Genomic DNA, 14638 nt, shown 5'->3' with positions numbered 1-14638 from the left:
ACCAGCTATATGCTGGGGAATGGTGTAATGGTAACACTCCGGTTTTTGGTACCGTCATTCTAGGTTCGAGTCCTAGTTCCCCAGCCACGCTTCCCGATTTCCTGCTTATGATGTTCTTATGATGAAGGCGATGAGTCTTCGTGATTTTTTACGATTTATTTCGTCATGATGATCAGGCGGCATTCGCTTCTGTATGGAGGAAAGAATGGGCTATTATGATCGTGACAGATATCGCGCTTCAGACTCACCGGCGATTTCCTGGCCGGGGATTGTCCTGATAATTGTTTTGGCAATTATCGCCTTCTACCTGATGGATGACAGCATAGGCATATATCGCGGTGATGCGGATGCGATATACCCTGCCAGTCACGCGGAAGAGTATCAGCCTTCGCCTGGCCCGGACGCCTACGCAACCAAATAGTTGGTGTGGCCGATAATCACCGCCAAGCCATAAGGTCCGTCTTCAGGCGCAGGCCGACGACCACGGCGTCGTCGGTATCCGTTCGGCCGTAAGGGTTTTGCACATATTGAAGGTCGGGCTGGATGGACAGGCCGTCGCGGATATCCCAGCGGTAGGTCAGTTCGTAGGTGATCTCGCGCCTGAGGGTTTCACCCGTAGATGCCTGATATGGCGCACCAAAATGTGCGGCAGCGATGGCGAAGCCCAGTTGATCGCTGTCGTGCCCCCTGATCGGGCCCGTATAGACCAGACCGCCGCCGACATAATCGGCAATCGCCATCAGTTGGTCATTGGCCAGCCCGGCGCGGACCCAGCCCTTGAGGCCGTGGTCGTCATTGCCGGTCAGGGTAAAGCCAGCCTGCGCATAGGTGCCGCCATTATTGCCGGATGTACCCGTGCCGTCGAGGCGGTCCAGGGTGGCGGTGTTCTTCCAGGCGCCCAGTTTCACGAAGCCGCCGGTGAAGTCGTACTGATATTCACCAACCAGGTGCGAGCCTTCTTCCTCGGAGAGCTTGATATAGACGAATTTCGTGTTGTCATAAGGATCACCCGGCACACCGTCAAAGACGCCGGCGCGGAAGGTTTGGCGTGATGTGAAATGCCACTGCCCGACCAGGCCGAGGCCGGTCGTGGGGAAGATAGAGGGACCGGTCTGCGAATAATCGACACCGATGCCGTGCGAGGCATTCAGAAAGACCGTGGCATTATCCTGCACGTCGAATATGCCGTTGAGATTGATCAGGCCGGCCATGACATAGCCCCGATCCTCACCAAAGGTCTTTTTCCCATAGGCTTCAAACAACCTCCAACCATCCGGGCAGTCGATATTGGAGGTCACCTGCACATCGCCGACCCGGTTGGCGGAAAAATCGTCGCCAAAGTCGCCCAGCACATAGCCGAAGGCTTCCCAGCCGCTGTCATTCTGCCAGTGCGCCGTCAGGTCGAGATTGCTCAATCCGCTGGAGCCGACATCGAGTCCGCCGCTGACAAGGGAGTCGACTTCTGTGGTCAGGACCGCACCGGTCTCGATTTCACCGGCGCGGGCTTTCTGGGAAATGACGGCCGCCGCGATCAGCAGGGCGATAAAGCCGTAAAAGCCGATCGCCGAGGATTGGCGGTGAGGGCGCAGGGAGGACATGAGGTCACATGGGTAAGCAGTTACTATGCCTGCATTATTTCACAAAATCGCTACTTTTGAGTGAACGTCGTTATCGAAATCGGGCCAATTAATCGTCCCAGCCGGCCCCTTGCGGATCGGGTGTGTAGGGCAGCAGGTCGCACGTCATGAAGACGACATCGAGCCAGCGATCAAACTTGAAACCGGCGCGCGGCAGGCTGCCGGTATAGTCAAAACCGCACGCCTTATGTACGCCGATCGAAGCCAGGTTTTCGCTGTCGCCGATCACGGCGATCATGCTGTAAAGGCCGCGCTCGGTGCAGAGTTCCATCAATTTCAGCAGCAGCGCCTTGCCGATGCCGCGGCCGGTGGCTTCCGGCGCCAGGTAGATGCTGTCCTCCACGACATATTTGTAGGCCGGGCGGGTGCGGAAGGGCGCGGCATAGGCATAGCCCAGAATCTTCCCGTCCTCCTCCGCCACCAGATAAGGCAGGCGCAGTTTCTGTACGGCGTGAAAACCGGCGAGCATCTCATTTTCGGGAGGGGCTTCCAGGGCGAAGGTGCCGGTGCCATGCGCGACATTCCAGGCATAGATGGCGGTAATGGCGGTGAAGTCGTCTTCCCTCGCCGGGCGGATATCGATCATGCCTTGCGCTCGCTCTTGTTCTCTTGGGCCCAGATGGCGAAGGCATAGTCAAAGGCAATTTCCTTCAGGAATTCGAAGCGGCCCGACGCGCCGCCATGACCGGCCTCCATATTGATCTTGAGCAGCATGGGGGACGCCGACGTCGATTTTTTCTCGCAGCCGGGCGATCCACTTCATGGGTTCCCAGTAGGTGACGCGGGTATCGCTTAGGCCGCCGGTGGCTAAAACAGGCGGGTAGGGCTTCGCCTCGATATTGTCATAAGGGCTGTAAGAAGCGATGTAGGTGTAGGCTTCCTCGTCCTCCAGCGGATTGCCCCATTCCGGCCATTCCGGCGGGGTCAGGGGCAGGGAGATGTCGCTCATGGTATTGAGCACATCCACGAACGGCACCGCGCCGATAACGCCCGCCCACAGGTCCGGGCGCAAATTGGTGACCGCGCCCATAAGCATCCCGCCGGCCGAACCGCCATAGGCGACAATGCGCCCGCGCGTGCCGTATCCGGCGTCGCAAAGGCTTTCGGCGCAGGCGATGAAGTCGGTGAAGGTGTTCATTTTCTTGTATTTGCGGCCGTCTAGAAACCAGCCATAGCCCTTTTCCGATCCGCCACGAATATGGGCGATGGCATAGACCCAGCCGCGATTGACGAGGCTTAATGAGCGGATCGAAAAGCCGGGGTCCATCGGCATACCATAGGAGCCGTAGGCATAGAGCATCAGCGGAGCGGAGCCGTCGAGCTTTGTGTCGGCCTTCATCAGCGCGGTGATGGGGACGCTCTGGCCATCCCGGGCTGTGGCGTAAAGCCTCCGGGCGACATAGTCTTTCGGATTGTGGCCCGAGGGAATGACCTGGACCTTGCGCAAAACCTGCTCACGCGTTTCCATATTGTAGTCAAAGGTCTGGGCCGGAGTAGTGGGGGAGGTATAGCTGTAGCGCAGGATGTCGGTATCGTATTCATAACCGCCGGCGGCGCCCAGGGCGTAGGCTTCCTCGGCCACCGAGATTTCATGCTCGGTCATATCGGCCTTGCGCGTGATGACAATGCGGGTATTGGCGTTCTCGCGCTCGACGCGAATCATGTGGCGCTTATAGACGCCGGAACCGGTGATGTAGATGCCGGGGCGATGTGGCACCAGATCGGTCCAGGTTTCGCGCGTGGGCCTTCCGGCGAACGAGACCATCAGCTTGAAATCGATGGCGTCGTCGGCATTGGTGCGGATGACGAAGCGGTCGTCCCAGTGATCGATGTCGTACTGGATGCCGTCTTCGCGCGGCTGCACGCAGAAGGGCGCGGCTTCGGGCGTTTTGGCCGGGATCAGCCAGGTTTCGTTGGTCTCGTGGTTGCCGCCGCCGATGCTGATGAAGGCGTCGGAACTGAGCGTGCCGATATGCAGGAAGAACCCTTCGTCCGGCTCGTCATAGACCAGCACGTCTTCGCCGCCTCTGGCCGGCCGGCGATAGACCTTGGCCGGGCGGGAGTTTTCATCGCGCCAGGTCCAGAAGATATATCGGGAATCCGGCGAGAAGGTGAAGCCGCCATCGCAGCTTTCGATCGGGTCGGGCAGGATCTCGCCGGTCGCCAGGTCTTTCACATAGACGGTGTAATATTCCGAGCCTTGTATATCCTCGCCCCAGGCAAAAAGGCTGTGGTCCGGGCTGTGCTGGGCATCCGAAGTCTCGTAGAAATCCTTGCCTTTCGCGCGTTCATCTTCGTTGAGCAGGATTTGTTCGGCCGTGCGGGTATCATCGATGGCAGGGAGTGGGGCTGGAAACGCTGCCTTTGTGCGCGGACGGCGGGCAATAATCGGATGCTGGCCGCCTGTCTCGAAGCGCGAATAGTATTCGAAAGTGCCATCGGGTGAGGGGACGCTGGCATCGTCTTCCTTGATGCGCCCCTTCATCTCGGCGAAAATCTCGTCCTGCAAGGCTTTCGTGCTCTCCAGAACGGCGGCGGAATAGGCATTCTCCTCGACCAAAGCCGCCTTGATATCGGCGCGGATCAGGCTGGGGTCGCGCAGCACGGCCTGCCAGTTGTCGTCCTTCATCCAGTGATAGTCATCGACGCGCGTATGGCCGAGTTGCGTGATCTCGAACGGCTGACGGGCCGGCGAGGGCGCGACGGGCAGGAGGGTGGCTGTCTTCGGGGAAGCGGACACTTGAATATTCCTTGATCGGGAGTGTGGCGGCAAAACCAGCCTGCGTCATAAAAGGGTTACCAGGTCTGGTCAAAATCACCGGAAGGGTTTTTGTAATGACGTGGCGCACGATTGGGGTAGAGGATTGACCCAATCCGGAAATGTCGTCAAATGGCTTTGGCTGTTGTTTTAGGTTTTTTGGGGGAAAAGCGTGATGATGGATGTTGACCTGACAGTAGCCCTGATCAAGGCGACCGTGCAGATCGATCAGCCGATCAGCGAGGCCAAGCGTATGGTCGGCACCGGGTTTCTGGTATCCGTTCCGAAGGCCGACGGCACGAGCGAAGTCGTCTTGGTCACCGCCGCCCACGTTTTCGAAAAGATGCCGGCCGCTGATGTGCGGATCGGCTGGCGCGTCCAGGGCGTCAAGGGCAACTGGAGCTATGTGCCCTCCAACATGACCATCCGCACGGTCAATGGGCCGGCCTGGTATCAGCATCCAGCGCAGGATATCGCCATCATCCCGGTCAATGTGCCGGAGGGCTTGCGCGATTCCGCCATTCCGGCCGAATGGCTGGCCGATGACGCCACCTTCGTCAATGAGCGCGTGGCGGCGGGCGACGAGATGATGACGCTTGGCTATCCGCATGGCCTTTCCGCCAATGTTGCCGGTTTCCCGATCCTGCGCGCTGGCCGCCTGGCTTCATGGCCGGTAGCGCCTTCAGCCACTTATCCTACTTTCCTGATTGACCTGACCGCTGTACCGGGCAATTCCGGCGGGCCGGTCTTCATGACGTCCCAGGGCGATAAGGGACACGCCTTTGTCGCCGGTGTTCTGATCAAGCAGGTCGAAGACGACAATCAGCGGCTGGAACTCGGCGTGGTGACGGACGCGGTATTTGTGCGCGAAACCATTAACCTGATGCTGAAGGCGCAAGGAACGGGTCTTAATCCGTCGGCCAGCCTCAAGCCCGCCGCGCCGGCGCCGATGCGGACACCGGGCGGCGCCACAACCGATACGCAGGATATGACGCGACGCGTGACCGATACGGTTGGTCAGGCGGCCAAACCGTCACAAGGCGAGGGCGGAGAGCAGGTAACGCCAAACTAATTGGTTTGTACGTCGCTAGGCTCAGGACTCATTGATTGATCCAGAAGGCTACGGTAGCGGCGATGAGTATGGCTGAGAAGAATGTGTGTGCGCATCGTTCGTATCGTGTGTGTATGCGTCGCCAGTCCTTCAGTTTTGCAAACATGTTCTCGACCTTGTGGCGCTGTTTGTAGAGCCGTTTGTCGTAGTCGACCTGGATTTTTCGGTTTTGCCTTGGCGGAATGCAGGGCGTAATACCTTTTTCAATCAAGGCTTTGCGGAACCAGTCAGCGTCATAGCCACGGTCAGCCAGCAGGTCTTTAGCCTTGGGCAAAGAGTCAGGCAGCAGGGCCGCACCTTTATAGTCGCTCATCTGGCCTTCGGACAGAAGCAGCACCAAAGGCCGCCCCTGGCCGTCTGTCACAGCGTGGAGCTTTGAGTTGAGGCCGCCTTTCGTGCGACCGATGCAGCGGGAAAGAGCCCCTTTTTAAGGAGGCTTGCCGCCGTCCGATGTGCCTTCAGATGGGTTGCATCGATCATCAGCCGGTCGGGTTCACGGGCATGTCCGGCCAGAGCCGCGAAAAATGCGGTTGAACACACCCAGCCGGCTCCAGCGGATAAACCGGTTGTATAGCGTCTTGTGTGGGCCGTAACCTGACGGCGCATCTTTCCACTGAAGTCCATGTTTTATAACGTAAATAATCCCGCTCACAACCCGAAGGTCATCCACACGCGGTACCCCGTGCGACAGCGGAAAATAGGGACGGATGCGGTGGAACTGGCGCTCAGACAGCAAAAACAAATCACTCATGGCAAGTCACTCCTGCAAAGAGTGAAACATAACAAACCTGATTTGGGAATCCTGTTAATCAACAGGTCCTGAGCCTAGTCACCGACCGCACTTGACGGCAGAAAGGTCTTGTCGAACTGACCGACCTTTTCTACCAGCGTACTGCACGCCTCGCTCATGCCGATAACCTGCACATCGGCGCCGCTCTTGCGATAGCGGAAGACGGCCTTGTCGATCGCCTCAACCGCCGTGATATCCCACACCCGCGCCTGGCTGAGATCGATGGTCACCTTTTCCGGATGACCGTGGAATTCAAACCCGCTGGTGAACAGATCGGCCGATACGAAGAACAACTGGCCATGCACGGTATAGGTCCGGCACTTGCCGTCATCCGTCTCCGTGCAATCGACCGAAACGAGCCGGCTGACTTTCAGGGCGAAGAAGATGACGCTCATCAGTACACCCAGTAATACGCCGATGGACAGATTGCCCGTGGCGACCACCGCCACGGTCGTCACCAGCATGACGGCGCTCGATTGCTTTGGGGCCGTGCGCAGACGCAGGATGGACTGCCAGTCGAATGTGCCGATACTGACCATGATCATCACCGCCACCAGCGCCGCCATGGGAATCTGACCCACCCAATATTGCAGCACCAGCATCAGGAACAGCAGGAACAGCCCCGCCCAAAGCGTACTCAACCGTCCACGTCCACCGGAGCTGACATTGATCACGCTCTGGCCGATCATGGCGCAGCCGGCCATGCCACCGAACAGCGAAGCGACGATATTGGCAATGCCCTGGCCGCGTGTCTCGGTGTTCTTGTCTGATGGCGTATCAGTCATGTCATCGACGATATTGGCGGTCATCAAAGATTCCAGCAGGCCGACAAAGGCCAGTGTGGCCGAAAGCGGTGCGATGGTGACGAAGGTCTCCCAGGTCAGCGGCACTCGCGGAATGTGGAAGGGCGGCAGGGCGGTCGGCATATGGCCCATGTCGCCCACCGTATTGACATCGAGATGCAGCCAGAGCGTCAGCCCGGTAATGACCAGTATGGCGATAAGCGGCGAGGGGACCGCCTTGGTGACGTAGGGAAAACCGTAGATGATGGCCAGTCCGCCGGCCACCAGCGCATAGGTTGGCCAGGTGACGTGAATCAGCTGCGGCATCTGGGCCAGGAAGATCAATATCGCCAGTGAGTTGACGAAACCGGTCATCACCGAGCGCGATACGAAACGGATCAGGCTGCCGAGTTTCAGCAGGCCAATGATGATCTGGAAAACGCCGGTTAGCAGGCTGGCGGCCAGCAGGTAATCGAGCCCGTGGGATTTGACCAGCCCGGCCATGACCAGGGTCATGGAGCCGGTAGCGGCCGAAATCATGGCCGGGCGTCCGCCGACAATGGCAATGGTGATGGCGATGATGAAGGAGGCGTAGAGCCCGACGGCCGGATCGACACCGGCGATAATGGAAAAGGCAATGGCTTCGGGAATCAGCGCCAGGGCGACGACCGTACCGGACAGCAGGTCGTTACGCGGATTCGCCAACCATTCGCGTTTAAGCGTGGTGAGGGAAAGCATGATATCTTTAAATTGGGGAGGTTCTGGGGATAGGCGCCAGAAATAGCCACTCAAAGTGCTTTGAGTCCGGAGTTCCTGCCGTTATTGCCACATGCCTGCCGATTTCGCAACTGCGAACCAGGGGAAAAACCTTGCCTCACGCTGGCTATAAGCGTAAACGCTCCCCATATCCCCCTTATCCTTCCTCCAGCACAGGAATCGCTCCCTTGAACGCACCCGCGAACGCCGGCTCATTCATCCCGCAAGGCTTCTTCAACAACGATCTCGCCACCCAAGATTCCGAAGTCATGGCGGCCATCAAGGGCGAGCTGCATCGTCAGCAGGACCAGATCGAACTGATCGCCTCGGAAAACATCGTCTCGAAAGCTGTTCTCGAAGCGCAAGGCTCCGTCCTGACCAACAAGTACGCCGAAGGTTATCCCGGCCGTCGTTATTACGGTGGCTGCGAATACGCCGATGATGTCGAGCGCCTGGCCATTGAACGTGCCAAGACCCTGTTCAACTGCGCCTTCGCCAACGTCCAGCCGCATTCCGGCGCCCAGGCCAACCAGGCCGTCTTCTTCTCGCTGCTCCAGCCGGGCGACACCTATATGGGCATGGACCTGGCCTGCGGCGGTCACCTGACGCATGGTTCCCCGGCCAACCAGTCGGGCAAGTGGTTCAATGTCGTGCCCTATGGCGTGACGCGCGACACCAACCTGATCGACATGGAACAGGTCAATGACCTGGCCCAGCAGCACAAGCCGAAGCTGATCATCGCCGGCGCCTCCAACTATCCGCGTCATATCGACTTCAAACGCTTCCGCGAGATCGCCGATTCGGTCGGCGCCTACCTGTTCGTCGATATGGCCCACTATGCCGGCCTGGTCGCCGGCGGCGTCTATCCTGATCCGCTGCCGCACGCCCACGTCGTCACCACCACCACCCACAAGACCCTGCGCGGTCCGCGCGGCGGCCTGATCCTGTCGAACGACGAAGCGATCGGCAAGAAGATCAACTCGTCGGTCTTCCCCGGCCTGCAGGGCGGCCCGCTGATGCACGTCATCGCCGGCAAGGCCGTGGCCTTCGGCGAAGCGCTCCAGCCGGAATTCAAGACCTACGCCAAGCAGGTCGTCGCCAACGCCCGGGCGCTTGCCGATACGCTCGTTTCGCGCGGTCTGGCCATTGTCACCGGCGGCACCGATAGCCACGTCATGTCGGTTGACCTGCGCCCGAAGGGGCAGAACGGCAAGGATACCGAAGCAGCGCTGGAAGCGGCCTTCATCACCTGTAACAAGAACGGCATTCCATTCGATGACAAGCCTTTCACCATCACGTCTGGTGTCCGTCTTGGCACGCCGGCCGGCACCACCCGCGGCTTCCGTGAGGCGGAGTTCATCACCATCGGCAACCTGATCGCTGACGTGGTGGATGGCATGGCGGCCAATGAGGGCAAGCCCGATCTGGCCGTGCAGGAAAAGGTCCGTGCCCAGGTGCTGATGCTGACCAAGAACTTCCCAATCTACGGGTAAGCAAACATGCGCTGTCCCTTTTGCGGAAACCTTGAAACCCAGGTGAAGGACAGCCGCCCGTCGGAAGACGGCGCGGCGATCCGTCGCCGCCGGTCGTGCTCGGAATGCGGCGGACGTTTTACCACGTTCGAACGCGTACAGTTGCGCGACCTGATGGTGGTCAAGCGCTCGGGACGACGCACACCTTTCGACCGTGAAAAGCTGGAACGCTCCATATCGATTGCGCTTCGCAAGCGACCGGTCGATCAGGACCGAGTCGACCGCATGGTGTCGGGCATTGTCCGCCAACTGGAAAGCATGGGCGAGACCGATATTCCGTCCGATACGGTCGGCGGCCTGGTCATGGATGCGCTCAAGTCACTCGATGTGGTGGCCTATGTCCGTTACGCTTCGGTTTATCGGGATTTCCGTGAGACCTCGGACTTCGCCAAGTTTCTGGGCGATGAGGGGCTGGACAATGATGCGCCGGAAGATCCGAAGGATATCAGGCAGGGGCTGGGCGAGCAGGACATCTCCCCATCCGACGACGCTTAATTGCAAATGGCAAGCCATTTGCAATTAAGCTTTTTTCTAGTGCGCTCAGATGCCGCGCGGGCTTACGCGCAAAAGTGCGCGGCGGGCAGTCGCCCTTGCCGAACCTCTAAACGAGGTTCGGAGTAATGCGCCCACAAATCACATTAAAGCTGGCCACAACGCTGGACGGTCGCATTGCCACGGCCTCCGGCCAGAGCAAGTGGATCACTGGCGAGGAAGCGCGCCGTGTCGTCCACGAATTGCGCGGTGGCCATGATGCGGTCCTGGTCGGTATCGAAACCGTTCTGAAGGATGATCCCGAACTGACCGTCCGCCTGCCGAATTACGAAGGCTACCAACCCGCGCGGATCGTGCTGGACTCCCGTTCGCGCCTGCCTTTGACGTCGAAGCTGGCCCAGACGGCGCGCGTCATCCCGACCTATGTTGTCACGACAACTGAAGTCACTGGTGAAATGCAATCCTTGGGCGTTCGGGCGCTGAAAGTGCCGTCGAAACACCAGCGTGTCGATCTCGAAGCGGCGCTCGAAGCCATCAGTGTGGCCGGGATCGAGCGGCTGTTTGTCGAAGGCGGCGGCGTCATAGCCACGGCCTTCCTGCGCGCTGGCCTGATCGATCGCCTTGAATGGTTTCGCTCGGCCACCATCTTGGGCGGAGACGCCCGGCCGGTGATCGGGCACCTGAATATTGAGGATATCAACCACATGGTGCGGTTCACGCGCCTGGGCGTCCAGTCGGTCGGCGACGACCTCTGGGAAACCTATGAACTGATCTGAGGACTAAACGTGTTTACGGGCATTATTTCCAGCATGGGGACCGTCGAGACCCTGATCAAGTCGGACGCCGGCGTGCGTCTGACCATGCATGTCGATTTCGACCTCGATGATGTCGAGATCGGCGCCTCGATCAGCCATGCCGGCTGCTGCCTGACCGTGGTTTCCAAACAGGGTCGCAGCTATGATCTTGATGTCTCCAACGAGACGCTCAGCCTGACCAATCTGGGCCAGTGGCAGGAAGGCTCAAAGGTCAATATCGAGCGCGCCCTGAAGATCGGCGATGAACTGGGTGGCCATATCGTTTCCGGCCATGTCGATGGCTTGGCAAAGCTCATCAGCGTCAAGCAGGACGGCGACAGCTACCGCCTGACCTTCGAAGCGCCGGCGCCGCTGCACCGCTTTATCGCGCCCAAGGGATCGGTAGCGCTCGACGGCATTTCGCTGACTGTCAACGAAGTCGAGGGCCAGACCTTCGGCGTCAACATTATCCCACACACCTGGCTGCACACAACCTTGTCGAAAATGACAGTCGGTGACAGCGTAAACCTTGAGGTTGATCGCTTAGCGCGCTATGCCGCCCGTTGGTTTGAGACAGAGTAACCATCATGACGCTGAACAAGATCACCACCGATTTGGGCACCAATCCGGATAATGGCTATGACAGCCCGATCTCCTCCATCGAGGATATCCTGGAAGACGCCCGCAATGGCCGCCCCTATATCCTGGTCGATGCCGAGGATCGCGAGAACGAAGGTGATGTCGTTATCCCCGCGCAGATGGCGACGCCCGACATCATCAACTTCATGGCGCGTTTTGCCCGCGGCCTGATCTGTCTGTCGATCACCGGTGAGCGCGCCAAGACCCTGCGCCTGCCGCCGATGGTGCATGACAACGGCGCGCGCAACGGCACTGCTTTTACGGTTTCCATCGAGGCCAAGGACGGCATCTCGACCGGCATCTCGCCGAAGGACCGGGCTCACACCATCGCTGTCGCCATCGATACCACCAAGGATTCCCGCGATATCGTGTCTCCCGGCCACGTTTTTCCGCTGGTGGCTCGTGAAGGCGGGGTGCTGGTCCGCGCCGGCCATACCGAAGCCGCTGTCGATATTTCGCGTATGGCCGGGCTTTATCCGGCTGGCGTGATCTGCGAGATCATCAATGACGACGGCACCATGGCACGCCTGCCGGACCTGGTGCCTTTCGCGCAACTCCACGGCTTGAAGATCGGCACCATCGCCGACCTGATCGCCTATCGCCGCCGCACCGAGCGCTTTGTCGAGCGTGTGCTGGAGCGTCCGTTCGAGAGCGAGTGGGGCGGTCAGTTCCGTTTACTTGTCTATCGCAATCAACTGGATGGCGCCGAGCACCTGGCCCTGGTCAAGGCGCAGCCGGTGCCAAACAAGCCGACACTCGTACGTATGCACCAGCTCGATATCGCCTCGGATGTGCTGGGCGGGCAGGGCGGCGCCTTCCGCAGCAACTATGTGCAGAAGGCCATGGAAGCCCTGGCGGCGCACAATGGTCCGGCCGTCATGGTGCTGCTGCGCGACCCTGATCCGAAGGTGCTGTCGAACCGCTTCGGCTCGGATGATGGCGCGGCCCACAGTTCGCGCGGCCTGCGCGATTATGGCGTCGGTGCGCAGATCCTGCTCGATCTAGGGGTGCGCGACATGATCGCCCTGTCCGGCACGCGCCCCAAGCCGGCGGCGCTTGAAGGGTACGGTCTCAGCATCATCGACTGGCAAACTCTGTAGATTTTGCTTTTTCAGAAAGGCATAAGGGCGTATTGACCTGCCTTTCAAGCCTTTTAAGGACGACTCGCTTTGACCATTGAAAATCCGCTTCGCATCCTGATCGTCGAAAGCCGTTTCTACGACGATATCGCCGACGAACTCCTGGCCGGCGCCAAGGACGCGCTGGAAGCGCTGGGCGCGGAATATGATGTGGTCACGGTGCCAGGTGCGTTTGAAATCCCGGCCGCCATCGCCATGGCCGAAGATGCCGCCCACCGGCCGGCCGGCCGCGCCTATGACGGTTATGTGGCCCTGGGTTGTGTCATCCGCGGCGACACTACCCATTATGACTATGTCTGCAACGAATCCGCTCGCGGCCTGATGGACCTCAGCTACAAGCAGCGCCTGGCCATCGGTTATGGCATCCTGACCGTTGAAGACGAAGATCAGGCCTGGGTACGCGCCCGCCGTTCGGAGGGCGACAAGGGCGGCACGGTCGCCAAGGTCTGCCTGACCATGATCGGTCTGCGCAAAAGCCTGATGGATGGCACCCAATGAGCGATGCCGCCACGCCAAAACCGACCAGCCTGAAAGCGGTCATCGATCAGCTCAACGCCAACGAAGCTGAAGCAAAGACTTTGTCCAACAAGGAAAAGCGCGCCCGTACCGTAGCGCGTCTCGTCCTGGTTCAGGCGCTTTACCAGCTTGATCTGACCGGTGCCGGTGTCGAAACCGTCATCCGCGAATTTTCCGACTATCGCTTCGATGGCGATCTTGACGGCGAGCCCCTGGCGGCCGCTGACGAAGCCTTCTTTGCCGAAGGCGCGCGCACTATCGTGAAAGAGCAGTCGGCGATCGATCCGCTGATCATCAACCGCCTGGCTTCCGGCTGGCGCATCGAGCGCCTCGATCCGACGGTCCGCGCCATCCTGCGCGCCGGCACCTGGGAACTGAAGTTCCGCCCGGATATCGGCCTCCAGGTGATCATCAACGAATATGTCGAAATCGCCCGCGCCTTCTATGGTGAAACCGAGGCGCGCTTCGTCAATGCGGCGCTCGATGGCATAGCCGCCGATGTACGCAGATAACACCTGCCGGGCGAAAGTCACGGAAAGTTTTATCGTATTTTCATCCGTGACGTGCAAAATGACGGCCTTCTGATCGCGGTGAGAGCGGTATGAGCGAACCCGACGAGTTTTCCATCATTGATCAATTGTTCAAACCGCTGGCCGGCCTGAGCCGCGAGGCGAGGGGACTGATCGATGATGTCGCCGTCATTGGCGGTGATCCGTCTTGCGATCTGGTTGTCAATACCGATGCCCTGGTGGGCGGTGTTCATTTTTTCGAGCACGATCCGCTCGATCTGGTGGCGCGCAAGCTGATGCGCGTCAACCTGTCGGATATCGTTGCCAAGGGTGCCAAGCCTTATGGCTACCAGCTCGTGACCGCCTGGCCGCGCGGCACAACATATGCCGAAAAAGCCGATTTCGCGCGCGGTCTGAAAATCGATCAGGACCGCTATGGCCTGAGCCTGTTCGGCGGCGATACGGTTTCCACCGAAGGGCCGCTGGTGGTTTCCATGACGATGTTTGGCAAGGCGCCGGCCGGAAAAACCCTCTCCCGTCTCGGCGCCAAGCCGGGCGACCGGGTACTCGTGAGCGGCTATATCGGCCAAGGATATCTTGGCCTGAAGGCCCTGCAGGGGCAACTGCTCGGTCTGTCGCACGCGGATGTCAACGAGGTCATTAGTGCCTATCACCTGCCGGAGATCCGCACCGACCTGATCCCGGCTCTCCGTGATCATGCGCGCTGCGCCATGGATATATCCGATGGCCTGCTGGCCGATGCTGACCATCTGGCGCGCGCCAACAACCTGATGATACGGTTGGACCTCAATCGGGTGCCGACCTCGCTGTCCGCCCGTGCTGCTATCGCCTCGGGTATCAGTCCAGTTGAGTTAGTGACCGGCGGTGATGATTACCAGATTCTGTGTACGGCTGATGATCACGGTGCTAAGGCGCTGGTCATGGCGGGTTTTTATGATATCGGCGCCTGTATCGGTCTGTCAGAGGACACACCGGCCGGCGCGGAACTGTGGGCGGACGGCCGACGTCTGGACGTGGTGAAAAAGGGCTTCACGCACCCGCTATAGCCATTTTCCGAAAACTTATAAAATCCTCACGCAATCCACCGGGCACCGGAATTGCGATAAGCCCGGTTTAAGCCTAGCCCTTTCGCGCAGAACCGTCGGCGCGGATTTGTCCGTCG

General features: G+C 59.6%; 13 protein-coding genes, 1 tRNA gene, 2 pseudogenes and 1 other annotated feature. Of the genes and pseudogenes, 11 read left to right on the top strand and 5 right to left on the bottom strand.

Annotated features, from left to right (window positions below; translation table 11 throughout):
* Positions 1-13: 13 nt before the first annotated feature.
* A tRNA-Gln gene (locus NVV72_18265) sits at positions 14-87 on the top strand.
* Between the two features lie 118 nt (positions 88-205).
* Positions 206-421 carry a hypothetical protein gene (locus NVV72_18260; GenBank protein MCR6661165.1) on the top strand — a complete coding sequence of 72 codons (216 nt, stop codon included), beginning with the start codon at positions 206-208 and terminating at the stop codon, positions 419-421.
* A gap of 16 nt (positions 422-437) precedes the next feature.
* Here NVV72_18260 and NVV72_18255 read toward each other — a convergent pair whose 3' ends face one another.
* The 3 genes and pseudogenes from NVV72_18255 to NVV72_18245 all read right to left on the bottom strand — a co-directional run bounded on the left by NVV72_18255 (position 438) and on the right by NVV72_18245 (position 4347).
* Complete coding sequence (locus tag NVV72_18255; protein ID MCR6661164.1) at positions 438-1598, bottom strand: carbohydrate porin; 1161 nt, start codon at positions 1596-1598, stop codon at positions 438-440.
* Between the two features lie 88 nt (positions 1599-1686).
* Positions 1687-2223 carry a GNAT family N-acetyltransferase gene (locus tag NVV72_18250; protein MCR6661163.1) on the bottom strand — a complete coding sequence of 179 codons (537 nt, stop codon included), beginning with the start codon at positions 2221-2223 and terminating at the stop codon, positions 1687-1689.
* Positions 2220-4347: pseudogene (locus NVV72_18245) on the bottom strand (S9 family peptidase). The gene NVV72_18250 and the pseudogene NVV72_18245 overlap by 4 nt, the downstream one beginning before the upstream one ends.
* A 223-nt stretch (positions 4348-4570) precedes the next feature.
* Between NVV72_18245 and NVV72_18240 the strand changes: the two are divergent.
* Complete coding sequence (locus tag NVV72_18240; protein ID MCR6661162.1) at positions 4571-5467, top strand: serine protease; 897 nt, start codon at positions 4571-4573, stop codon at positions 5465-5467.
* A 28-nt stretch (positions 5468-5495) separates the two neighbouring features.
* Here NVV72_18240 and NVV72_18235 read toward each other — a convergent pair.
* Positions 5496-6257 (bottom strand): annotated as a pseudogene (locus NVV72_18235) (IS5 family transposase).
* 74 nt (positions 6258-6331) lie between these two features.
* Positions 6332-7816, bottom strand: coding sequence for a SulP family inorganic anion transporter (locus NVV72_18230; protein ID MCR6661161.1), 1485 nt, complete (start codon positions 7814-7816; stop codon positions 6332-6334).
* 16 nt (positions 7817-7832) lie between these two features.
* Positions 7833-7887, bottom strand: a sequence feature (sul1 is cis-regulatory element that is thought to sense ions involved in sulfur or methionine metabolism; They are found in Alphaproteobacteria).
* A 165-nt stretch (positions 7888-8052) separates the two neighbouring features.
* On the opposite strand from NVV72_18230, the gene NVV72_18225 reads away from it, so the two are divergent.
* The 8 genes from NVV72_18225 (at position 8053) to thiL (ending at position 14522) form a co-directional block, all read left to right on the top strand.
* Positions 8053-9327 (top strand): serine hydroxymethyltransferase, encoded by a 1275-nt coding sequence (locus NVV72_18225; GenBank protein ID MCR6661160.1) that lies wholly within the window; start codon positions 8053-8055, stop codon positions 9325-9327.
* Positions 9328-9333: 6 nt separating this feature from the next.
* A complete protein-coding gene (gene nrdR, locus NVV72_18220) occupies positions 9334-9861 on the top strand; it encodes a transcriptional regulator NrdR (protein ID MCR6661159.1) in 528 nt (175 codons plus the stop codon).
* A 125-nt stretch (positions 9862-9986) separates the two neighbouring features.
* Entirely contained in the window at positions 9987-10634 is a 648-nt protein-coding gene (locus NVV72_18215; GenBank protein MCR6661158.1) for a RibD family protein, read from the top strand.
* 9 nt (positions 10635-10643) lie between these two features.
* Positions 10644-11234 carry a riboflavin synthase gene (locus NVV72_18210; protein MCR6661157.1) on the top strand — a complete coding sequence of 197 codons (591 nt, stop codon included), beginning with the start codon at positions 10644-10646 and terminating at the stop codon, positions 11232-11234.
* A gap of 5 nt (positions 11235-11239) precedes the next feature.
* On the top strand, positions 11240-12391 hold the full coding sequence (gene ribB / locus NVV72_18205; protein MCR6661156.1) for a 3,4-dihydroxy-2-butanone-4-phosphate synthase: 1152 nt from the start codon (positions 11240-11242) through the stop codon (positions 12389-12391).
* Positions 12392-12460: 69 nt separating this feature from the next.
* Positions 12461-12928, top strand: a complete 468-nt coding sequence (locus tag NVV72_18200; protein MCR6661155.1) for a 6,7-dimethyl-8-ribityllumazine synthase — start codon at positions 12461-12463, stop codon at positions 12926-12928.
* Complete coding sequence (gene nusB / locus NVV72_18195; protein ID MCR6661154.1) at positions 12925-13458, top strand: transcription antitermination factor NusB; 534 nt, start codon at positions 12925-12927, stop codon at positions 13456-13458. The genes NVV72_18200 and nusB overlap by 4 nt, the downstream gene beginning before the upstream one ends.
* Before the next feature lie 89 nt (positions 13459-13547).
* The gene (gene thiL / locus NVV72_18190) at positions 13548-14522 is read left to right on the top strand and encodes a thiamine-phosphate kinase (protein MCR6661153.1); all 975 of its coding nucleotides are present in this window, start codon (positions 13548-13550) and stop codon (positions 14520-14522) included.
* Positions 14523-14638: the final 116 nt, after the last annotated feature.

It is taken from the genome of Asticcacaulis sp., assembly GCA_024707255.1.
In the GTDB taxonomy this organism is placed as follows: Bacteria; Pseudomonadota; Alphaproteobacteria; order Caulobacterales; family Caulobacteraceae; genus Asticcacaulis.
This window is presented reverse-complemented; position numbering and strand designations above follow the sequence as displayed.